This window comes from Thermostichus sp. MS-CIW-15 (assembly GCF_054060575.1).
This window is the reverse complement of record NZ_JBSSDI010000012.1, coordinates 40,435-59,953: the sequence shown is the minus strand read 5'-3', so window position 1 is coordinate 59,953 and position 19,519 is coordinate 40,435. Positions and strand designations below refer to the sequence as shown.

The window sequence follows — 19,519 nt, the reverse complement described above, 5'->3', positions numbered from 1 at the left end:
CCGCTCTGCCGGATTGTCTCAGTCAACTTTTTGTGAGGCTCGGTTACCATGAACTTTCATCTCAAAGCTTCCGCCATTTTGGCCCTGCTGGCCACGACAGCCGTCGCTTCCAATGCCGCCGCCACAACCCCCAACGCCTGCTTCCTGCGCTACCTGCTGGCCTCCAGAACCTGTCCCAATTGCCGGCTGGGATCCCTTGAGCTGAGCAACCTGGATCTGGCAGAGGCTAACCTCCAGGGTGCCGACCTGATCGAGGCCAACCTGGAGCGCACCATCCTCACTGGCGCCGATCTCAGCCAGTCCTACTTGGTGGGAGCCAATCTGCGGCGCGCCCAGTTGCGTGGCGCCGATCTCAGCGGTGCCTACCTGGAGGGAGCGGACTTGCGGGGTGCTGATTTGCGGGGTGCCGATCTCTCTTCTGCCTCCCTGTACGGCGCCGACTTGCGGGGGGCCGATCTGCGCGATGCCAATCTGACCGGGACTGACCTGAGCTTTGCCCGCACCTGGGGCACACGCCTTCAGGGCGCCGTTCGGGAATAGTGCAATCGGCTGGTTGACCACTGCCCGCTTCCCCTCTCCTCCTTGGGAGAGGGGCTGGGGGTGAGGGCCCAGTGCGGATGGCGAGACTCGAACTCGCATGGCAAAGCCACACGCCCCTCAAACGTGCGCGTATACCAGTTCCGCCACATCCGCATTCCAGGTTTAACCATCATAGCGGCAAAAGGGCGGGGCTGTTAAGAGGAGGGGCCATTGCGGTACGGGCTAGTTTAATCTTCTGTCCAAAACCGCTCTGAGAGATACTTATCGGCCCCGTCGCACAAGATGGTCACCACCACGCCGGAGGAGAGCTGACAGGCCACCTGTAGAGCCGCCACCACATTGGCTCCGGCAGAGATGCCCACCAACAAGCCTTCCTCCAAGGCCAAACGCTTGACCATTTTCTGGGCTGCTTCGGTGGAGATCTCGATGTGCTGGTCGGGCAGGGTGGGATCGTAAATCTCGGGCTTGAGAGCAGTGGCCATGTGCTTGAGGCCTTCAAGGCCGTGGAAGGGGGAGTCCGGCTGCATGGCAATGATCTGGATATCGGAGCGGTACTCCCGCAAGCGCCGCCCCACCCCCATGCAGGTGCCGCTGGTGCCTAACCCGGTTACGAAGTGGGTGACCTGTCCCTGGGTTTGCTCCCAGATTTCTACCCCCGTGGTCTCGTAGTGGGCCTGCCAGTTGGCGGGGTTGCTGTACTGGTCGGGATAGAAGTAGAGATCCGGGTTTTCGGCATAGAGGGCGCGGGCTTTCTCGATGGCCCCATCGGAGCCGAGGGCCGGATCCGTGAGCACTACCTCCACCCCGTAGGCGGCGAGGATCTTCTTGCGCTCTGGGCTGGCGTTGGCCGGCAGGGCCAGCTTCACCTTGTACCCCAAAGCTGCCCCGATCCAGGCGTAGGCGATGCCGGTGTTGCCGCTGGTGGCATCCAGGATGATCTTGCCAGGCGTAAGCTTGCCCTCGCGTTCGCCAGCGCGGATCATATTCAGGGCCGGGCGATCCTTGACCGAGCCGCCGGGGTTGTACCACTCTGCTTTGCCATACACTCGCACCGACGGCGGCAGGTCGGCGGTGACCCGCCGCAGGCGAATGAGCGGCGTCCGTCCCACCAGCTCGATGGGGCTATCGACCGCAGGGGGCAAGGGGCGAGAAGAAAACACGGTTGGATACAAGGGGGATCCCTCGCTAGATAAGCACTGGGCTGGACAACCATTGCTCATCTTATCCCGGTGTTTATCGGCTCTTGCCGGCTTTTTCTGGCCCTCTCCGCGCTTCCCCGAAAACCTCTGGCTAGACTCTAAGATGGGGGTAGGGAAGCACGAGTTCTGGACAGCGGCGTGATGCGAAGGGGCATGGCAGAAATCGGCATTGTAACCGCGCAACAATTTGACCGCCGGCGAGGCCAGATCCATGTTTACGACGGCGAGGGCAAGGGCAAGTCGCAGGCGGCGCTAGGGGTTGTGCTGCGTTCCATTGGGCTGGGGATTGAAAACTCGGCCCCCAGCCGGGTGTTGCTGGTGCGGTTTCTCAAGGGGCCGGGCCGCACCTATGCCGAGGATGCCGCGATTGCCGCTCTGCAGCGCGGCTTCCCCCACCTTATCGATCAACTGCGCACGGGGCGAGGAGAGTTCTTCGGCCCCGACGAGATCACTAAGTTTGACCGCCAAGAGGCCCGCCGCGGCTGGGATGTGGCCAAGGGGGCGCTGGCGTCGGGGTTCTACTCGGTGGTGGTGCTGGACGAGCTAAACCCGGTGCTGGATCTGGGCCTGCTGCCTGTGGACGAGGTCGTCAGCACCCTCAAGCAAAAGCCAGAGGAAATGGAGGTCATCATCACCGGACGGGGCGCCCCTAAGGAAATTATCGACCTAGCAGATTTGCACTCGGAAATGCGCAGCGTGCGGCGGGCGGCGGATCCCCAGGACGGCCAGCCCCTCCTCAGCGGCATCGAGATCTATACCGGCAACGGCAAGGGCAAGTCCACCAGCGCTCTGGGCCGGGCTCTGCAGGCCATTGGGCGCGGCATCAGCAAAGATCTCTCCCACCGCGTCCTGATTATGCAGTGGCTAAAGGGGGGAACGGGCTACACAGAAGATGCGGCCATTCGGGCTTTGCGAGAGAGCTATCCCGATCTAGTAGATCACCAGCGCTGCGGCCGCGACGCCATCGTTTGGCGGGGCAAGCAGCAGGAAATCGACTACGTGGAGGCGGAGCGGGGCTGGGAGCTGGCACGGGCGGCCATCGCCTCTGGGCTTTACAAGACCATTATTCTGGACGAGCTCAACCCAACGGTGGATCTGGAGCTATTGGATGTGGAGCCGATTGTTGAGGCTTTGCTGCGCAAGCCACGCGATACGGAGATCATCATCACAGGGCGCTGCCATGCGCCTTTGCCCTACTTTGAGCTGGCCTCTGTCCATTCGGAAATGGTGAGCCACAAGCATTATGCCGAACAGGGGGCCGATCTGCGGCGCGGGGTGGACTATTGAGCAGGGTGGCGATGCTGGATCAACTCCTGCAGCAAAGCGGGTTCCCCGACGCGAGGGCGCTGGCGCAGGTCTTGCTTGGCCTTTTCCAGACGGAGGTGTGGGTGGAGGGCAAGGAGCGGGTTCCCCAGGGCCCCCTGCTGGTGGTGAGCAACCATCGCAGCTTTTTGGATGCGCCGGTGCTGATTGCTGGGCTGGATCGACCGATTCGTTTTGCCTGCCACTACTACCTATCGCAAGTGCCCCTCTTGCGGGAGGTTGCCTTGGCCCTGGGTTGTATCCCCCTCCAGCAGGGATCAGGGCCGCAGCTTGCCTTTTTTCGGCAGGCGCAGGCCACTCTGGCGGCAGGCGGAGGGGTGGGGATCTTCCCGGAAGGGGCGGAGCAGATTACTCGCGAGACCTCGCCCCAAGAGCTGGGCTGGTTTCAGCCGGGCTTTGCCCATCTGGCCTTGGCTGCTGGCGTGGATCCCCTGCCGATCCTGCCGGTGGCCGTGTGGGCGCAGGAAGAGTGGCGGGCGATGGATATTCCCATGGCTTTTTTCCGCTGGTTTGATCCCACGGAGCCCAGGTTTCAGCGGCCGGGGGGGCATCCGGTGGTGATCTACCGTCAGGTGGTGGTTCGAGTGGGATCCCCTCTTTGGGTAGGGGGAGCAGGGCGCTCTACCTGCCGCCAGGAGCGGCTGCAGCTAATTCAGGAGTTGACGGCAGCCGCTCGCGAACAGGTGCGCTTGGGGTTGGCAAGGAGATGGAAACATTGAAGGGCAAGCCCATTGCCTCTAGTCCAAGCCGCCAGAAGCGGCCCTTGCTGCTCTATTTGCCGGGTATGGATGGCACCGGCAAATTGTTTTACCGGCAGGCACAGGCTCTGCAAGCCGAGTTTCACGTCCGCCCTTTGAGCTTAAACCACCCCGCAGCAGGGCAGAGCTGGGAGAGCCTGGCCGATTGGGTGGGATCCCAGCTGGACGAGGGAGCCTACCTGTGTGGCGAGTCCTTCGGAGCTTGCCTAGCCCTGGCTGTGGCTGCCCAGCAGCCGGAGCGCTGTCGCGGCCTGATTCTGGTTAATCCGGCCTCGTCGCTGCGGCGCCGGCCCTGGTGGTGGGCAGGTCAGGTTCTCCTGCCCTTTTTGCCGCCGGGACTTTACCACCAACTGGCGGAGCGGGGGTTAGGGTTTTTGGCGGAGCTGGGCCAAATGGAGCCGCCGGATCGGGAGCGGCTGCGCCAGGCCGTGCACAGCGTTTCTCCGGAGGTGGCTGCCCATCGTCTAGCCTTGCTGGGATCCTTTGCTGTGGAAGATTTGCCCCTCGAGTCGATGAGGCTGCCAACCTTGCTGGTGGCGGGGGGGCGGGATCGTCTCCTGCCCTCGGTGCAGGAGGTGCAGCGTCTGGCGGAGCGACTGCCCCAGGCCCAGGTGGAGATCTCGCCTTTGAGCGGCCATGCCTGCCTTCTGGAGCGGCAGATGAACCTGCGGCGCTACTTGCTCAAGCCCGATGGGGTTTTTGCCCCGCTACTGCTTAATTCCGCTCCAGCGCATTGAGCAGGGAGAGGGATCCCCCCAAGTTTTCGATTCGCTCTTGGCAGGAGGGATCTTGTCCTTCTCGATCCAGCCAAAGGGCCCTCAAGCCTGCTGCCTTGGCCCCTTGATAGTCTTCGCGGCGGCTGTCGCCGATGTGCCAGGCAGCGGCGGGCGGGATCCCCTGGGCCGCCAGGGCAGCTTGGAAGATGCGGGGATCGGGCTTGGCATAGCCCACCTGGGTAGAGAGAGTAAGGCTAGAAAAATAGCCGTCCAGTTGCAGCGCCTGCAGCACTCGCACTAGACGGCTGTCGAAATTGGAGATTACCCCTAGCTGGATCCCTTCTTGTTGCAGGGCTTGCAAAACTGGCAGCGTCTCAGGATAGAGCTCCCAAGGGTCTCCTGCGGCAAAATGCTCGAACAGGTGGGCAAAAAACGCTGCAAAGCGCTCCTCCCCAAAGGCAGTAAGGGATCCCTCCACCTGGGCAAAGGTCTGGCGCACCACTTGATGCCACCAGGCCCGCTCCCACTCTTCTAAAAGGGATCCCGTCAAGCCCACGCGGGCGGGTGGCGGAGCACTGGCAAAAGCTTGGGCAAAGGCGCGATCCAACGCCTGCGGATCCACCGCCACTCCATACGCTGCTGCCACCTGGCTGTAGGCCTGGCCGACGCTGCCCCGCACCCGAAACAGCGTGCCCACGGCATCGAAGAAGATTACCCTCGGTCTCACTGCTGGCTCTCGTAGCGGGCGTAGGCATCCACAATCCGCTGCACCAGGGGGTGGCGTACCACATCCCGCTGGTCAAAGTAGCAAAAGGCAACCCCCTCTACCCCCGCCAGGATGCGCTCTGCAGCCGCCAGGCCCGACAGGCGATGCTTGCCCAGATCCGTTTGGGTGAGATCCCCGGTAACCACCATGCGGGAGCGGAAGCCCAGCCGCGTGAGGGCCATCTTCATCTGCTCCGGGGTGGTGTTTTGGGCCTCGTCCAAGATGATGAAAGCGTTGCTGAGGGTACGCCCCCGCATGTAGGCCAGCGGCACCACCTCGATGACTCCCTGGGCCATAAGCTGGGGCAGCTTGGCCGGGTCGATAAACTCAAACAGGGCATCGTAGAGAGGCCGCAGATAGGGATCTACCTTTTCCACCAGATCCCCTGGCAAGAAGCCCAGCTTCTCCCCTGCCTCTACCGCTGGTCGCGTCAGGATCAAACGCTCGTACTCGCGGTTTTGCAGGGCTGTGATGGCCACAACGGCAGCCAGATAGGTTTTCCCGGTGCCTGCCGGCCCGATGCCGAAGCAGAGATCGTGGGTGCGAATGGCTTGCACGTACTCCTGTTGGCGGGGTGTCTTGGGCCGGATCAACTCTCCCTTACGGGTGCGGGCCAACACACCTGCTTGCGCTTGCTGATAGGCCGTAGCCTCCTGGCCGGAGAGGGCGCGAAAAGCTTGCTCCGCATCAATCACCGTGACAGGGTGTCCAGTTTGCCAAAGCGGCTTCAGCAATTCTAGCCACTGCCGCACCTGCTGCCGCTGCTGAGGGGTGCCTTTCAGGTACAGGTCTTGTCCGCGCAGCGTTACAGAGGCACCACTGGAGCGACTGATCCACTTCAGGTTGGCCTCCTGAATGCCCGCCAAGGACATGGCCTGCCGAGGGCTTGACAAAGAGATGATCTCCAGATCGGTGGCGGCAGAAGTGTCGTGCATGCCGTGGGCGCCGGGCACCCCGCGAGACTTGTAATGGTGATCTTATCAAAAACGGTTGTCAAAGCGCTCCGGGTTGCGGAAAGCTGCTGCAGAGACCAAACGAGCGCAAGAGTGCTTAACAGGGGCATTGCACAAATTAATGTGTTTTGGAATACGAGGTCCCAGAAGATCTGCGCTGAGTAAGGATCTGGGTTTCGGCCTTGGTTGGCAATCAAGTCTTGGGGAATTAACAGATTCCTATGGTTCCCTAAAAAAGTATTGCAAAGGTCTATTTCTCTGGGAATAGCCGCCATCCATCAAGTAAAGTTGACCTATTACAAAGAGCTTGAGACCTTAATCTCTTGCCCGATCGAGGAAGAGCCTGAGGTTCTCAGCCCCGATGTCACAGTTCATCTGAGATTCTCCATCCAGCAGCAGGGAGAGGAATAGGTTTGTCTTTAAAACCTTTCCCCGGCTCATTTTTGGGATCCCTGTAAGCTCTTTACAGCTTCTCACTTCTGGAGTCATTTTGAAGAAAAGGAGAGATAGATGTTTACCCAATCGGCTACACCCGCTACGTCAGGGCTGCCACAAATGGATTTGACGCAAGTCCCGCCAGAGATTACCTGCGATGGCAGCGACTTAGACTGGAGCCAAGCCGCAGCGATCGAGGGCACCCAACCCCAAGAGGAGAACTTGCAGGGCTGGATCGCCTTTTACGGCCTGCGGGTCAACCAAGAACCGGGCAACATCCTGCACTGGCAGGGGCAGCCGCTGCGGGCCAGCCGCATTCGCTTTTTCGTAAGAAATGTAGCCTGGCGCTATGGCTTCTCTTTCTCCACTAGCATTCGCTCCCCTCTCGGCAAAGGGATCCCCACGCCTCCCGACTGGCGCTACCCTGGCCTTTGCCGCTACGGCCTGGTGCTGTTCCAGCCCAACGTCCAGTTGGTGGCCCGACAGGTCTGGGAATCCTCGCCGGAGCAGCCGCAAGAGGTGGATCTGGATCCCAACTTGGATATCGCCTTCAACGTCAATGACGCCAAGGGCAGCTACGGCGACAACAGCGGCAGCTTCGATATCTATGTGCAGGTGGTGAACTGAGCTGCAGCAGGGATCCCGCTCGAGAACAGTTGCCGGGTGGGATCCCGTCTTCTACAATAGGTGAACCGGCGGCTGGATCCCAGCTTGCTGAGGTCTCTGCCGCTCTGGAGAGGTGGCTGAGTGGTCGAAAGCGGCTTCCTGCTAAGAAGTTACGGGGCCCAAAAGCTCCGTCGAGGGTTCGAATCCCTCCCTCTCCGTTGTTGTGGCCAGTTCCTAGCCGCCCTTGCCGGTGGTGGAGGGCACCCATGGGTCAGGCGTGGCTGCTGAGTCAGTGGGGGGTGGCGCTCTGGCTCAATCTGGCCTTGGTGGCGCTGGCCCTGCTGAGCCCCCAGAAGGCGCTGACGCGAGCTGGGGTTCTCCACGCGGGCCTGCTGGGCCTGTTGGTGTGGGGGGGCCTGGGAGGGCGGGGTTACCTGGTCGTAGCCGCCTATTTTTTAGTCGGCACCGCCGTAACCAAGCTGGGGATCCGCCGCAAGCAGGCCCAGGGGATCGCCGAAAAGCGAGAGGGGGCGCGAGGGCCGGAAAATGTCTGGGGATCTGCCCTGACGGGAGCTGCCTGTGCGGTGGGATATGCGCTTTTTGCCCATCCCCTCTGGTGGTTGGGGTATAGCGCCAGCTTCGCCGCCAAGTTGGCCGATACCGTCAGCAGCGAGGTGGGAAAAGCCTACGGACGTCAGACCTTTTTGATCACCACCTTGCAGCCGGTGCCAGCAGGCACTGAGGGAGCCGTCAGCCTGGAGGGATCCCTGGCGGGGGTGGCGGCAGCAGGAGGGATGGCCGCCTTGGCCTGGGGCATTGGCGGAGAATGGGTGGGAGGGAATCTCCTATGGTTGGGAATCTGCTGGCTGGCCGGGATCCTGGCCACTTTGGCAGAAAGCTGGATGGGGGTGGTGTTGCAGCCTCGCTTGGCTTGGATGAGCAATGAAGTGGTGAACGGCATTCAAACGACCCTAGCAGCTCTTTTAGCAGTGGGTCTGGGGGCGCTTTTGGGGATCGGATCCTAAAAAGATGCCCAAGCGCTCCGCGCCGCTGCCCTCACCCCCAGCCCTTCTCCCTCTGGGAGAGGGGAGTTAGAGCGTTGCGTAGCAATAACGAGGCAAAGAACCGTTTCGTTGCTGTTTGAAATGACTGTATTTTTGAGATTGAGAATGGCGCCGTTGCCATTGGGAATGGCTATGCAAAGCAAGAAATTAAAGAGGGAGAAGCTCTCCCTCTGCGCCGATTGGCTGGGAACTAGACCGATTGCTCTGGACCTCTCCTAGCGCAGGCCGCTGGGCTTGTAAACCAAGAAGCTGAGCACCTGGCACTGCTTAATGTTGTCGAAACCCACCACACGGATGAAGCAATTGGGGTAGGCGCTGCGGCAGGCCTGTACCTCGGTCAGCACCTCCTGGGGAGAAGTGGCGCTGAACAGGGGCAATTTCCACAGCGTCCAGTAGTGGTCGGTGGGCTGCGAAGACTCGTTGAATTCGATGGCAGGAATGTAGCCTTGATCCAAGATGTACTGCACCTGCTTGAGGATCTGCAGATCCGTCATCGGAGGCAAGTAGGAAAAAGTTTCGTAGCGGCGCTCTTTCGGCAAGGTTTGCATGACTGAAGTTACTCCGTTTCAGGTGTAGGGTTCTGAAGAGGGGATCCCGCTTCCGGGTGCGTGGCCAGCGGGGATCCCGCTGCTGAGGTAAGCCGTTCCAGGTGGCTACGGCGGTGTTCCATGTTGGCTTGCTGGATGCCGGTCTTGGCCATCTCCGGCAAGTAGTCCACCACCTCCGCCGCAATGTGCTCGCGAACGGTCATGATGCGATAGGCCAGGTCAGGACACTCTGCCAGCAAAGCCCGCAGGTAGGTTTCCCCCTCCTGAAGGTTTTGCCGAGCCGAGAACTGCTGCAGCCACAGGGCCCTGGGAGGATCCGTCTCGCTCAGTTGGGCCAGCACCGTGCGCATTGCCTGATAGGTCAGGTAGCTGATCAAGGTTTTGGCCGTATCTTTGGCGATCTGTTTCAGATCCATGGCCAGTCCAGGGGTAAGCCGAAGCAGCGGGGCAAGAGAACTCTGGGGATCCCTTGCCCCCGGCAGATCTCTAGAGCGTATCGACGGGCTTGAACTCGAACTTGATCTCCTTCCACAGCTCGCAGGCAGCCGCCAGTTCCGGCGACCACTTGGCCGCTTCGCGGATGATCTCGTTGCCCTCACGGGCCAGATCCCGACCCTCATTGCGGGCCTGGATACAGGCTTCTAGGGCCACCCGGTTGGCAGTGGCGCCTGGCGCGTTCCCCCAGGGGTGTCCCAGGGTTCCGCCACCAAACTGCAGCACCGCGTCGTCGCCGAAGATCTCCACCAGCGCCGGCATGTGCCAGACGTGAATGCCACCGGAGGCCACCGGCATCACCCCAGGCATGGAGGCCCAATCTTGGGTGAAGAAAATGCCGCGGGAGCGGTCGGCCTCCACGTAGTTTTCCCGCATGAGATCCACAAAGCCCATGGTGATGGCGCGGTCGCCCTCCAACTTGCCCACCACCGTACCGGCATGCAGGTGGTCGCCGCCGGACATGCGCAAGCACTTGGCCAGCACCCGGAAGTGGATGCCGTGGTTTTTCTGGCGGTCAATCACGGCATGCATGGCGCGGTGAATGTGCAGCAGGATGCCGTTGTCGCGGCACCACTTGGCCAAGCTGGTGTTGGCGGTAAATCCGGCAGTCAGGTAATCGTGCATGATGATGGGGGCACCGATCTCCTTGGCAAACTCCGCCCGCTTGAACATCTCCTCACAGGTGGGCGCCGTCACGTTCAGGTAGTGCCCCTTGATCTCGCCAGTCTCTGCCTGCGCCTTGTGGACAGCCTCCATCACAAAGAGGTAGCGATCCCGCCAGCGCTGGAAGGGCTGGGAGTTGATGTTTTCGTCGTCTTTGGTGAAGTCCAACCCGCCCCGCAGCGCCTCGTACACGGCCCGTCCGTAGTTTTTGGCGGAAAGGCCCAGCTTGGGCTTGATGGTGCAGCCCAGCAGCGGACGGCCGTACTTGTTCAACTTGTCCCGCTCCACCTGAATGCCGTGGGGAGGGCCCTGGAAGGTCTTCAGGTAGGCCACCGGGATCCGCACATCCTCCAGCCGCAACGCTTTCAAGGCTTTGAAGCCAAAGACGTTGCCTACAATCGAGGTGAGCATGTTGGTGACCGAGCCTTCCTCGAACAGATCCAGCGGGTAGGCGACGAAGCAGAAGTATTGATTCTCTTCGCCCGGGACCGGCTCGATGTCGTAGCAGCGGCCCTTGTACCGATCCAAGTCGGTGAGCAGATCCGTCCACACGGTTGTCCAGGTGCCGGTCGAAGATTCAGCCGCCACAGCCGCCCCGGCCTCTTCGGGGGGAACGCCCGGCTGAGGAGTAACCCGGAAACAGGCCAAGACGTCGGTATCCTTGGGCGTGTAATCGGGCGTGTAATACGTGAGTCGGTAATCCTTTACGCCGGCTTGATAGCCCTTTTTGGTTTGGGTTGCTGAGTAGGCCACGTTGATCTCCCTCTAAACGAATCACAAAACCAGAAAATGCCATTCACGGATGCAATCAAGAGGCAAAACTCAGGGCCAAAACCACAGACCACCGAGTTTTCGTGAATGAACTCGCCTCACAACTGTGAGGCCCTACTTGGGCTTCGAGACAGTCTTCATCCAAGCGGATGTAAAGTCCTAAACCCTCCTTTTCAAGCGCTGCCAATCGCTAGCCTCAACCGCCTGGATTTTGGAAATCCAGTGGCGAGATTTCTATACACTGTCTAGGCTAGAACTTTGACAAACACAAGCCTACATTGGTTTAATCCTAAGCTATCATCCGCAAAGACAGGCTGATCGTTACTTTCTTTATGAGTTCGATTAGTTTGATTAAAGTAAGCCCCCTTGGTTGGCGCCGAAAATATAGATTTCTTTGGCTTTCTTAATATCCCTGGGTGGGATCCCTGGAAAAGGCAAAAGCTCCCTTGAGAAGGGAGCTGGGTGGGTTTGTCTGCAGCGGCCAGAGGGGCTAAGAAACGGCGGCCAAGGATGGTTGGGGTCTCCTGGTGATCACCTGGTCGATGAGGCCGTATTCTTTGGCCTGCTCTGGAGTCATAAAGTTGTCGCGGTCGGTATCGCGCTCGATGCGCTCCAGGGGCTGGCCAGTGTGGTAGGCCAGCAGGCTGTTGAGACTGTTTTTGATAAAGAGGATCTCTTTAGCCTGAATCTCGATATCGGTGGCTGGCCCCTGGGCTCCACCGAGGGGTTGGTGAATCATGATGCGGGCGTGGGGAAGGGCAATGCGTTTGCCTTTGGCACCTCCTGCCAGCAAAAAGGCTCCCATGCTGGCGGCCAAGCCAATGCAGATGGTGGAGACATCCGGCTGAATGTGCTGCATGGTGTCGTAGATGGCCATACCGGCATAGACGGAGCCGCCGGGAGAGTTGATGTAGAGGTAAATATCTTTCTCGGGGTCTTCAGATTCCAGGTAGAGCATCTGGGCCACGATCAGGTTGGCAATGTCGTCGTCCACCTGGGTGCCCAAGAAGATGATCCGATCCCGCAATAGACGCGAGTAGATATCAAAGGCGCGCTCGCCGCGTGCAGATTGCTCAATAACGGTGGGAATCATGCCAGTCCAAGCGATGGGTTGTTACTTTTTAGTGTAGTGTAAGCCACTGGACGGCTGCTCCGCCTAGGACGGTTTGCCGCCCTGAGGCTGTGCTGCGTTGCTCGGAGCCAGCAGCCTGTAAAGTTGACAGCTTGAGGCCTAGCATGGATGTGATCCCGGATGAACCCCTCGTGATTGCCGGCTTGCTGGGCCTGGCTCTGCTGGGGATTTTGATCCTGAACTTGGCAGAACGGGACTCGGGAGACGCCGACTAGGAGAGGACATAAGTTTAAGTTGACAAAATTACACCTCTCTCTTTACAATCAGGATCGCGTCACTTCTGGGATGCCCCCATCGTCTAGAGGCCTAGGACACATCCCTTTCACGGATGCGACAGGGGTTCGAATCCCCTTGGGGGTATGAAGGCCGGTGACAAGTGTTGGAGGGGGAAGGTGCTCGGGAGGCGCCTTGAGTCTAGCTTAGCTTCGGCTAGGCCCAAAGGGCCGTAGGCTAGGCTTCTCATCCAACTGCATGGGAATCAACTGCTGGCAGCTAGAGCTTCTGCCGGCGCGGCAGCAGCAACCAGATCGTCTTTGATCAGCTCTGCCAGATCCTGGAGTTGGCGAATGGCTTCTGCCCCTTCTAACTTCATTAGCTCCCGGTCATCCCGCATCTCCGTCCAACTGATGGAGCATTCGGAAACCAAAAAGCGAATCAAGTGCCCCTCCCGTAAGCTGACCATGAAGGAGGCGCTCTCAAATGAGGTGCCGCAGGTGTAGCAAGAAGCCGGGTAGCCCCGCTTCTCCAAAACAATGGCCAGAGCCTGCAAACTCATCACCAGGTCTTGAACGTAGCTGCGGTATTGTTCCGCCAACCGTGCGAACATCACACTCCTCCCATAGCGAGTTGGCCCATCGGGGCGCGTTCTAGTAATTTATGCCTAGTCACTTAGAGTCATATCTAGCATAACGATCGACAAATCCTCAAGAAAGGGATCCGTTTAGCATCTCTCCAGAGACTAAGCAAGACTACTGAGGGCCAAATAGCATGCTAGGCAAAGTCTAAGGCAGGAGGATGTTGTATTTAACACTCCTCTCAGAACAGACATTAAAGTTTACCCTAATTCAAAACTCTTGCCCGCTGGGATCCGATCCCTGCCGAGAACCGGTCAGTTTTCCTTTGGCGGGGCTTGGGCCTTGATCCCGAAGTGCTTTATCGGTGAAGATTTTGCCCACCCTTTGGCCAGGACGATTGTGGCACGTCTAGAAAGGGTTGACCCGTTTGCGAGGTCAAGTGGGCTAGGTCTTACAGACGGATGGAGGTAGGGTAGGTTCCCGAGGAATTGTGGTGGGAAAAGGCTGAGGAATATCACGGATAACTAGAGGGAAACACTCGATGCTGTGGCCTGGGGATTGGGAAGAAGGGAGACTGATTGCTCAAAGAGTCTCAAAGCAGTTGGGGATCGCTGAAGCCTGCTATCGGAGCGGATTTTGAACCCTGAATGGCGATCTTTTCACTGATCTGCTTTGAATCTGCTTCCAGAGCAGGGCGGCAGCTTTTTTAGACAATTGCCGGAAAGCGGCTAAGGCGGACGCAGCAACGGGAGACTGGGGCTGCATCGCTGCTTTATTTTAAGCGGGATCAGGAGCACCTTGAGCAATTCTTAAGAAATTCTGGAGTAGCCGCACTGCCAGATCGGGACGGGATCCCCAGTGAAGGTGCAGATAGGAGGCGTGCAGGCGCTGGCCGGCCCAGCCTTCCCGGTGGGGCGGGGATCCCCAGCTGTAGATTGGGCTGGGGGAGGTGGGGGTGCTGCGGGAGCGGTGAAATTCGTGCCCGCGTAGGCGATCCCCGGCCTCGACCAGCAGGGTGGGGCGCAAAACAGTGGCCTCGCGGTAGCCCAGACACAGCCGGCTGCCCATGTCCACCGTGATGGGCAGCAGCCCGGCCATGGGGTAGGTCTTTCCCTGCAAATCGGTGAGAGATCGTCCCAGCACCATCAGTCCGCCGCATTCGGCATACAGGGGTGGGTGGGCGGGCGGCGGTGGCTGTCGGGCTATTTTCTCAGAGAGGGTGGCGGCAAACAGTTCTGGGAACCCGCCCCCCAAGAGCAGGCCGTCGCAGGGATCCGGCGGCCACAGCCCCACCTGCAGGGGAGAGTACGCCAGCAGCTCGGCGCCACAGGCCCGCAGCAAGTCCAAGTTGTCGGCGTAGTAGAAGTTAAAGGCGGCGTCTTGGGCCACCCCTACCCGAACCCGTTCACGGTGGCGGGACGGAGTCCTTTCCGCGAGAGAGGGGATCCCTGGCCATAGCTCTCCTGCTGCCGGGGGAAGCGTTCGAATCAGCGGCAGCAGCTTGTCCCAATTCAGGTGCTGCTCGGCCAGGTCGGCCCAGGCCTCCTGCCAGTGGGGGAAGTGATCCAGCTCTGAGACGGGCACCAGCCCCAGGTGGCGGCTGGGCAGGCGCAGATCCTCACGGCGGGGCAATTGGCCCAAAACCGGGATCCCTACCGCTGCCGCCGCTTGCTGTAAAATCTGGCCGTGCCGCTCCGAGGCCACCTGGTTGAAAATGACGCCGGCGATGGCCAGGCCGGGATCGAAGCGGCTCAGGCCGTAGAGCAAAGCGGCCACTGTCATTCCCATGCCGCTGCCGTCGATGACCAGCACCACGGGGATCCCCAGCAGGCGGGCCACATGGGCGCTGCTGGCAAAAAAGGGCTCCGTTCTGCTCGTGGGATCTGGCGGGGATGCGGGCGCCCGCCCATCGAAGAGGCCCATCACCCCCTCTACAATTGCCCCATCTTTGCCCTGGCAGTGGTGGCGAAAGCAGCGCTGCACAAAGTTCTCATCGGTTAAAAAGGGATCCAAGTTACGACAGGGGATCCCGCTCACCGCCGTGTGGAACAGGGGATCGATGTAGTCAGGCCCCACCTTGAAGGGCTGGATGCGCAGGCCCCGCCGCCGCAGGGCGGCCAACAGAGCCAACGTGACGGTGGTCTTGCCGCTGCCGCTTGTGGCTGCCGCCAGCAGAATGGCCATCTTGCCCCACCCAAGGACTAGAACTCGATGCCGATTTGCGCTTTGATCCCTTGGTCGCGAAAGGGATGCTTGATCAAGGTCATCTCGGTAACCAAGTCGGCCCGCTCGATCAGGCCTGCCGGCGCGCCCCGCCCAGTTAGGATCACGTGCACTCGCTCCGGTTTCTCGGCCAGGCCGGCCAACACCTGCTCCAGGGAGAGATACCCCAGCTTGAGGGCAACATTGATCTCATCGAGGAGCACCAGGTGGTACTCGCCGCTGCTGAACAGCTCCCGCCCCTTTTCCCAGGCCGCCTGCGCGTGGGCGATATCCCGCTCCCGATCCTGAGTTTCCCAGGTAAAGCCCTCCCCCATGGCGTAAAAGGCAATTTTCCCCAGCTCCAGCTCGGGATGGGCGGCCAACTTGCGCAACAATTTGGCTTCGCCCGGATCCCAGGCCCCCTTGATAAATTGCACCACCCCCACCGATAACCCTTGGCCGAGGGCACGGAAGAGGGTGCCGAAGGCCGCTGTGCTCTTGCCCTTGCCCTGCCCCGTATAGATGATCACCAAGCCCTTGTCGTCGCGCATGCTCGCCAGGCGCTGCCGCTGGATCTGCTGGCGGCGTTGCATCCTTTGGCGGTGTCGCCGGTTTTGTTCGGCTTCCGGCTCGGGGGCCGAGGTGGGCAGGGATCCGGGCGTTTCCGGCAGGGGAGAGGGGGGCATGGCTATGGAGGGTTGGGAAGCCGCAGGAGGGGTCTGGCAGGCCGAAGTTTTCGCTCAGCAGACTGCTCTTCATCCTAATCTGGCTTTCAGGTTTTCAGGTTTCAGGAGAGTTGGGGCAGATGGGTTAGGATCCCTGTCAAGCCAGAAGTTGGGTTTTGCTGCATACTCATCCCCAATTGGGCTGGGATCATGAAAGAGCCGGCTGCCGCTTTTCGAGATAGCCTGCTGATGTACTCTTTCATCTGGGCCGTGCTGGCGATAGGGTGTTTTCAAGTCTTGCCACGCCTGGAAATTGCCTCTGCTGCCCAGTTGCAGCCGTGGCTGGGGCCCGCCTATCTGGCTGGGCTGGGTGGATCCCTGTTGGCGGCTTTGGGATCGATGTTGGCCGTCTTGGCAGAAACAGCCGCGGGCGCTGCCAGCAAAAGACACCTGCATCGCCTAGCTTGGGCGCTGGGGACGGTCGGTTTTCTCGGCGTCCTCTTTCCCTTGGGCTTGGCCAGCGTCTTTTTTCTCAGGGCCGCCCAGTCCACCGACTGGTGGCAGAAGCTGTTGGACTGAGGCTCACTCAGCAACCATTTTTTTGACAAATGCGTCGAGGTTAGGGGTACGATAAGGACAAGTTCCGTTCTTTATCCAGAGCAGACTGAGGGATCAGGCCCAACGAAGCTGCGGCAACCGGCGGAAGCCTCCGCTACGGTGCCAACTCCTGCGGTTAGTCAGTAACCGAAAGATAAAGGAATAAAGCTTTCTCTAGAGGACAGTCCTCTTGCCAGGGGGACTTTTCTGACGACTTCGCCCTTTAGCGCTTCCCAATAGCTCTGGTTGCAGCAGCGGAGCGAGGCTCTATTGCTTCGGCGGCAAAGTCCTCGGTGCGATACGGCGCTCTTGCTCCTGCGTCGGCCACGGCCTAGGTCTGTTCTTCTGCTCGGCTGAGGTGGAAGGGATCCCTGCTCAGGCCGGCGGATGATGAACGGCAGCAGCAGGCTCTGCTTTCTGGGCAGTTCTTGGTTGTATCTGTTTCGTCTTAAGGAGAGGTTCGTTGTCCAAGTCGTTTTTGTTTTCCTCAGAGTCGGTGACAGAAGGGCACCCCGACAAAATTTGCGACCAGATCTCTGACGCCATCGTGGATGCCCTCTTGACGGCGGATCCCTTAAGTCGAGTGGCGGCAGAGGTGGTGGTGAATACAGGCATGGTGATCCTGACCGGGGAGATCACCTCGCAGGCGCATGTCAACTTCACCCGACTGGTGCGGGACAAGGTGGCCGAAATTGGCTATACCGACGCCAAGAACGGCTTCTCTGCAGAAAGCTGCGCGGTGTTGGTGGCTTTCGATGAACAATCCCCCGACATCGCCCAGGGGGTGAACTTGGCTCTGGAAAGTCGCACATCTCAGGAAGATGAATTCGACTTGATCGGGGCCGGGGATCAGGGCTTGATGTTTGGCTTCGCCTGCGACGAAACCCCCGAGTTGATGCCACTGCCCATCAGCTTGGCCCACCGCCTCAGCCGCCAGTTGGCCGCGGTTCGCAAAAACGGCACCCTGCCCTACCTGCGTCCGGATGGCAAAACGCAGGTGACTGTGGCCTATGAGGAGGGGCGGCCGGTGGGCATTCACACCCTGCTGATCTCTACCCAGCACACGCCGACCATCGGTGCCATTACAGAAGAGGCAGCGGTGCAGGAGCGGATCCGCGCCGATCTCTGGGAGGCGGTGGTGCAGCCGGTGTTTGCCGAGCTGCCCATCAAACCCGATGGCAACACCCGCTTCCTCACCAATCCCACCGGCAAGTTCGTCATCGGCGGACCCCAGGGGGATGCCGGCCTGACCGGACGCAAGATCATCGTCGATACCTACGGCGGCTATTCCCGCCACGGGGGCGGGGCCTTCTCCGGCAAGGATCCCACCAAGGTGGATCGCAGCGCCGCCTATGCCGCCCGCTATGTGGCCAAGAACATCGTGGCCGCCGGCCTGGCGCAAAAATGCGAGGTGCAGGTCAGCTACGCCATTGGGGTGGCTCGTCCCATCAACCTTTTGGTGGAAACTTTTGGCACCGGCCGCATCCCCGATGAAGCTCTGCTGCGGCTGGTGCAGCGCCACTTCGACCTGAGGCCGGCGGCCATTCTGGCGCAGTTCCAACTGCGAGAGTTGCCCCGCCAAAGGGGAGGGCGCTTCTATCAAAACGTGGCGGTCTACGGGCACTTCGGGCAAACCCATCTGGATCTGCCCTGGGAGCGCACGGATAAGGCTGCCCTGCTGCGGGAGGAAGCTTTCGCCGGGGCGACCGCCATCCTAGGCTAGGGGGATCAAGGGGGACAGGCTGGGCTCAATGCCTGCCCTGGTGCAGTTGCTCGACAAGTGGGATAGCTCCGGCAGGATAGGCTGTGCACAGCCAGTTCACTGCCGCCGTGGAGCCTGGCGTCGAGAACTCCCGCTCAGCCCTGATAGGCTATGGCGGGAGCTTGACCTTCAACGCCAGTCTTGACTAGACCTGACACTCCTATCCCCCATCCCGCCAAGCTCTGCTGGGGTGGGAGCAGGCCGGAGTTTGTGATGGCAAGGATCCCTGAGGCAAAATCGCAAACTCACCCAGGCTGCCCTTGGGATGGCTGGTCAGGATCCACAGGGTCGGCAAGCTGCAGCTCCAAAGTTACCAAAAGCTCCGTCCCACCAGCGCGAGCCGCCGAGGAGGTCGGCGGGGCAGGATGAACATGAACGAGCAGGTGGCGCAGCTTGGGCGGGAGATCCTGCAGCTCATCCAACAACAAGTCGAGAGAAATGGCCGATTCTCCGGAGAAGAGGGATCCTCTCCTGAGCGGGGCTGGGAGCGGTGAGGGAGGGCGGGCAAAAGAGCTGGCGGCAGTCGAGACCAAAGACCGGATCAGCTCCTGTTGTTCCCGCCACAGGGATTGGCTGATTTCGGGGGGAAAGGTGAGGTAAGGAGCGCCACGGCGCTGCCAGAGGCGGAGGATCTGTTCCACAGAGGTGGCCTTGTAGCGACCCTGGTAGAGGGCTTCCAGCAGGGCCGCCGGGATCCAAGAGGCTGGGAACTGTTTGCTCCAGCGCTCCACCCAGGCCTGACTGGCTTGCCCCTCTAGCTCAAACCCGTAGCGCTCCAAAAAGGTCGCGGGATCCATCAGGGCCCAAGGACACTCAACCCAAGGCTAACCCAGATCCGGCGAGATAAAAGGGAGATAAAGCCTTATCCCCGGATCCCGCAAGACAGCTCCCGTCAGAGGATGCCGCTGTTGGCCTTCCATGCAGGCTCTGTGAAGAGGCCATGAAGCTGCAGTACGGTGAAGACTCAGTGGTCAACAGGCCCCAGCCCCAGCGCTGCCTCCAGAGCGCGATCGCTGTCGGGAAATTGCGCCAGCAGCCGCCCTAGGAAGGCAGCCTCTCCCGTCAGGCCGTCCAGACTCATGAGCACATCCCCGGCATAGCGGCTCTGCGGGAAGCGGGCCAGCAGCTCATTGCCGGCGTAGATTGCCTGGCGGGCATAGCCGTCCCGCAAGGCTTTGGCTTCCAGAAAGTAGCGATCTCCAGGGTCGCCGGGATCCACGTAGTCGGGCAGCGGCGTGTCAAAGGCGTAGCTGCGGCGGCTTGGGTCGGCGGATCCTCCCCAGCGAGCCAATACGGGGTAGGTGAGCGGAAACCAGCGGTCGCTTGGGCCGGGATCGAACGCTGTCACATCTCCATAGCCGGAGAAAGCGGCGTACCGATAGAGGATCAGATCCCGGTGCATCTGCAGCCGTAGCCGCTGCAGAAGGGCGTAGGCCCCGCCAGGAGGCCGGCGGCGAGGGCCAGCGTTGCCACAGGACGAACGGGGAAGCGGCGGGACGAGGGCGCAGCAGGCGGGGTGTCCGGATTCAT

Annotated in this window: 21 protein-coding genes, 3 tRNA genes and 1 riboswitch; of the genes, 10 read left to right on the top strand and 14 right to left on the bottom strand. The window is 60.5% G+C overall.

Annotation, left to right across the window (positions count from 1 at the left end):
- The first annotated feature begins 48 nt into the window (after window positions 1–48).
- Window positions 49–540: a pentapeptide repeat-containing protein gene (locus ACVW0R_RS06335; RefSeq protein ID WP_011430073.1), complete on the top strand. Its 492-nt coding sequence runs from the start codon at window positions 49–51 to the stop codon at window positions 538–540.
- Between the two features lie 72 nt (window positions 541–612).
- On the opposite strand, the gene ACVW0R_RS06330 is transcribed toward ACVW0R_RS06335, so the two are convergent.
- Together ACVW0R_RS06330 and ACVW0R_RS06325 are read right to left on the bottom strand one after the other, a co-directional pair.
- Window positions 613–693: transfer RNA gene (locus ACVW0R_RS06330), tRNA-Leu, on the bottom strand.
- Window positions 694–767: 74 nt separating this feature from the next.
- Complete coding sequence (locus ACVW0R_RS06325; RefSeq protein ID WP_011430072.1) at window positions 768–1,682, bottom strand: PLP-dependent cysteine synthase family protein; 915 nt, start codon at window positions 1,680–1,682, stop codon at window positions 768–770.
- A gap of 210 nt (window positions 1,683–1,892) precedes the next feature.
- Here ACVW0R_RS06325 and ACVW0R_RS06320 point away from each other — a divergent pair, with 210 nt between their 5' ends.
- The 3 genes from ACVW0R_RS06320 to ACVW0R_RS06310 are packed head-to-tail and all read left to right on the top strand — an operon-like array spanning window position 1,893 to window position 4,557.
- A complete protein-coding gene (locus ACVW0R_RS06320; RefSeq protein WP_011430071.1) occupies window positions 1,893–3,026 on the top strand; it encodes a cob(I)yrinic acid a,c-diamide adenosyltransferase in 1,134 nt (377 codons plus the stop codon).
- A gap of 11 nt (window positions 3,027–3,037) precedes the next feature.
- Window positions 3,038–3,781 carry a lysophospholipid acyltransferase family protein gene (locus ACVW0R_RS06315; protein ID WP_011430070.1) on the top strand — a complete coding sequence of 248 codons (744 nt, stop codon included), beginning with the start codon at window positions 3,038–3,040 and terminating at the stop codon, window positions 3,779–3,781.
- On the top strand, window positions 3,769–4,557 hold the full coding sequence (locus tag ACVW0R_RS06310) for an alpha/beta fold hydrolase (RefSeq protein WP_457501815.1): 789 nt from the start codon (window positions 3,769–3,771) through the stop codon (window positions 4,555–4,557). The genes ACVW0R_RS06315 and ACVW0R_RS06310 overlap by 13 nt, the downstream gene beginning before the upstream one ends.
- Here ACVW0R_RS06310 and ACVW0R_RS06305 read toward each other — a convergent pair.
- Window positions 4,535–5,263 (bottom strand): HAD-IA family hydrolase, encoded by a 729-nt coding sequence (locus tag ACVW0R_RS06305; RefSeq protein ID WP_457501814.1) that lies wholly within the window; start codon window positions 5,261–5,263, stop codon window positions 4,535–4,537. The two genes, ACVW0R_RS06310 and ACVW0R_RS06305, sit on opposite strands and share 23 nt — an antisense overlap.
- Complete coding sequence (locus ACVW0R_RS06300; protein WP_011430067.1) at window positions 5,260–6,237, bottom strand: PhoH family protein; 978 nt, start codon at window positions 6,235–6,237, stop codon at window positions 5,260–5,262. The genes ACVW0R_RS06305 and ACVW0R_RS06300 overlap by 4 nt, the downstream gene beginning before the upstream one ends.
- Before the next feature lie 573 nt (window positions 6,238–6,810).
- Between ACVW0R_RS06300 and ACVW0R_RS06295 the strand changes: the two genes are divergently transcribed.
- The 3 genes from ACVW0R_RS06295 to ACVW0R_RS06285 all read left to right on the top strand — a co-directional run bounded on the left by ACVW0R_RS06295 (window position 6,811) and on the right by ACVW0R_RS06285 (window position 8,321).
- Window positions 6,811–7,317 carry a hypothetical protein gene (locus ACVW0R_RS06295; protein WP_457501813.1) on the top strand — a complete coding sequence of 169 codons (507 nt, stop codon included), beginning with the start codon at window positions 6,811–6,813 and terminating at the stop codon, window positions 7,315–7,317.
- Between the two features lie 106 nt (window positions 7,318–7,423).
- Window positions 7,424–7,514, top strand: a tRNA-Ser gene (locus tag ACVW0R_RS06290).
- Between the two features lie 48 nt (window positions 7,515–7,562).
- A complete protein-coding gene (locus ACVW0R_RS06285; RefSeq protein ID WP_041438244.1) occupies window positions 7,563–8,321 on the top strand; it encodes a DUF92 domain-containing protein in 759 nt (252 codons plus the stop codon).
- A 254-nt stretch (window positions 8,322–8,575) separates the two neighbouring features.
- Here ACVW0R_RS06285 and ACVW0R_RS06280 read toward each other — a convergent pair whose 3' ends face one another.
- The 4 genes from ACVW0R_RS06280 to clpP form a co-directional block, all read right to left on the bottom strand.
- On the bottom strand, window positions 8,576–8,908 hold the full coding sequence (locus ACVW0R_RS06280) for a ribulose bisphosphate carboxylase small subunit (protein WP_011430063.1): 333 nt from the start codon (window positions 8,906–8,908) through the stop codon (window positions 8,576–8,578).
- Between the two features lie 8 nt (window positions 8,909–8,916).
- Window positions 8,917–9,324, bottom strand: a complete 408-nt coding sequence (gene rcbX / locus ACVW0R_RS06275; RefSeq protein ID WP_414346776.1) for a RuBisCO chaperone RbcX — start codon at window positions 9,322–9,324, stop codon at window positions 8,917–8,919.
- A gap of 70 nt (window positions 9,325–9,394) precedes the next feature.
- Window positions 9,395–10,819: a form I ribulose bisphosphate carboxylase large subunit gene (locus ACVW0R_RS06270; RefSeq protein ID WP_011430061.1), complete on the bottom strand. Its 1,425-nt coding sequence runs from the start codon at window positions 10,817–10,819 to the stop codon at window positions 9,395–9,397.
- Between the two features lie 508 nt (window positions 10,820–11,327).
- Complete coding sequence (gene clpP, locus ACVW0R_RS06265) at window positions 11,328–11,930, bottom strand: ATP-dependent Clp endopeptidase proteolytic subunit ClpP (RefSeq protein ID WP_011430060.1); 603 nt, start codon at window positions 11,928–11,930, stop codon at window positions 11,328–11,330.
- A gap of 326 nt (window positions 11,931–12,256) precedes the next feature.
- Here clpP and ACVW0R_RS06260 point away from each other — a divergent pair.
- Window positions 12,257–12,329 (top strand) — tRNA-Glu (locus ACVW0R_RS06260).
- Window positions 12,330–12,447: 118 nt separating this feature from the next.
- Here ACVW0R_RS06260 and ACVW0R_RS06255 read toward each other — a convergent pair.
- The 3 genes from ACVW0R_RS06255 to cobO all read right to left on the bottom strand — a co-directional run bounded on the left by ACVW0R_RS06255 (window position 12,448) and on the right by cobO (window position 15,651).
- Complete coding sequence (locus tag ACVW0R_RS06255; RefSeq protein WP_011430058.1) at window positions 12,448–12,795, bottom strand: DUF1815 family protein; 348 nt, start codon at window positions 12,793–12,795, stop codon at window positions 12,448–12,450.
- 745 nt (window positions 12,796–13,540) lie between these two features.
- Window positions 13,541–14,947 (bottom strand): cobyrinate a,c-diamide synthase, encoded by a 1,407-nt coding sequence (locus ACVW0R_RS06250; protein WP_099812197.1) that lies wholly within the window; start codon window positions 14,945–14,947, stop codon window positions 13,541–13,543.
- A 17-nt stretch (window positions 14,948–14,964) separates the two neighbouring features.
- Window positions 14,965–15,651, bottom strand: coding sequence for a cob(I)yrinic acid a,c-diamide adenosyltransferase (gene cobO / locus ACVW0R_RS06245; protein WP_011430056.1), 687 nt, complete (start codon window positions 15,649–15,651; stop codon window positions 14,965–14,967).
- A 189-nt stretch (window positions 15,652–15,840) separates the two neighbouring features.
- On the opposite strand from cobO, the gene ACVW0R_RS06240 reads away from it, so the two are divergent.
- Window positions 15,841–16,209: a hypothetical protein gene (locus ACVW0R_RS06240; RefSeq protein ID WP_011430055.1), complete on the top strand. Its 369-nt coding sequence runs from the start codon at window positions 15,841–15,843 to the stop codon at window positions 16,207–16,209.
- A 68-nt stretch (window positions 16,210–16,277) separates the two neighbouring features.
- Window positions 16,278–16,388: riboswitch (SAM riboswitch) on the top strand.
- Between the two features lie 302 nt (window positions 16,389–16,690).
- Window positions 16,691–17,950, top strand: coding sequence for a methionine adenosyltransferase (gene metK / locus ACVW0R_RS06235; RefSeq protein ID WP_041438239.1), 1,260 nt, complete (start codon window positions 16,691–16,693; stop codon window positions 17,948–17,950).
- 284 nt (window positions 17,951–18,234) lie between these two features.
- Here metK and ACVW0R_RS06230 read toward each other — a convergent pair whose 3' ends face one another.
- From ACVW0R_RS06230 to ACVW0R_RS06220, 3 genes are all read right to left on the bottom strand, one after another.
- Window positions 18,235–18,786, bottom strand: coding sequence for a hypothetical protein (locus tag ACVW0R_RS06230; protein ID WP_457501812.1), 552 nt, complete (start codon window positions 18,784–18,786; stop codon window positions 18,235–18,237).
- A gap of 167 nt (window positions 18,787–18,953) precedes the next feature.
- The gene (locus tag ACVW0R_RS06225; RefSeq protein WP_041438237.1) at window positions 18,954–19,391 is read right to left on the bottom strand and encodes a tetratricopeptide repeat protein; all 438 of its coding nucleotides are present in this window, start codon (window positions 19,389–19,391) and stop codon (window positions 18,954–18,956) included.
- Window positions 19,376–19,519, bottom strand: a complete 144-nt coding sequence (locus tag ACVW0R_RS06220) for a hypothetical protein (RefSeq protein WP_168173612.1) — start codon at window positions 19,517–19,519, stop codon at window positions 19,376–19,378. Before ACVW0R_RS06220 ends, ACVW0R_RS06225 begins: the two co-directional genes overlap by 16 nt.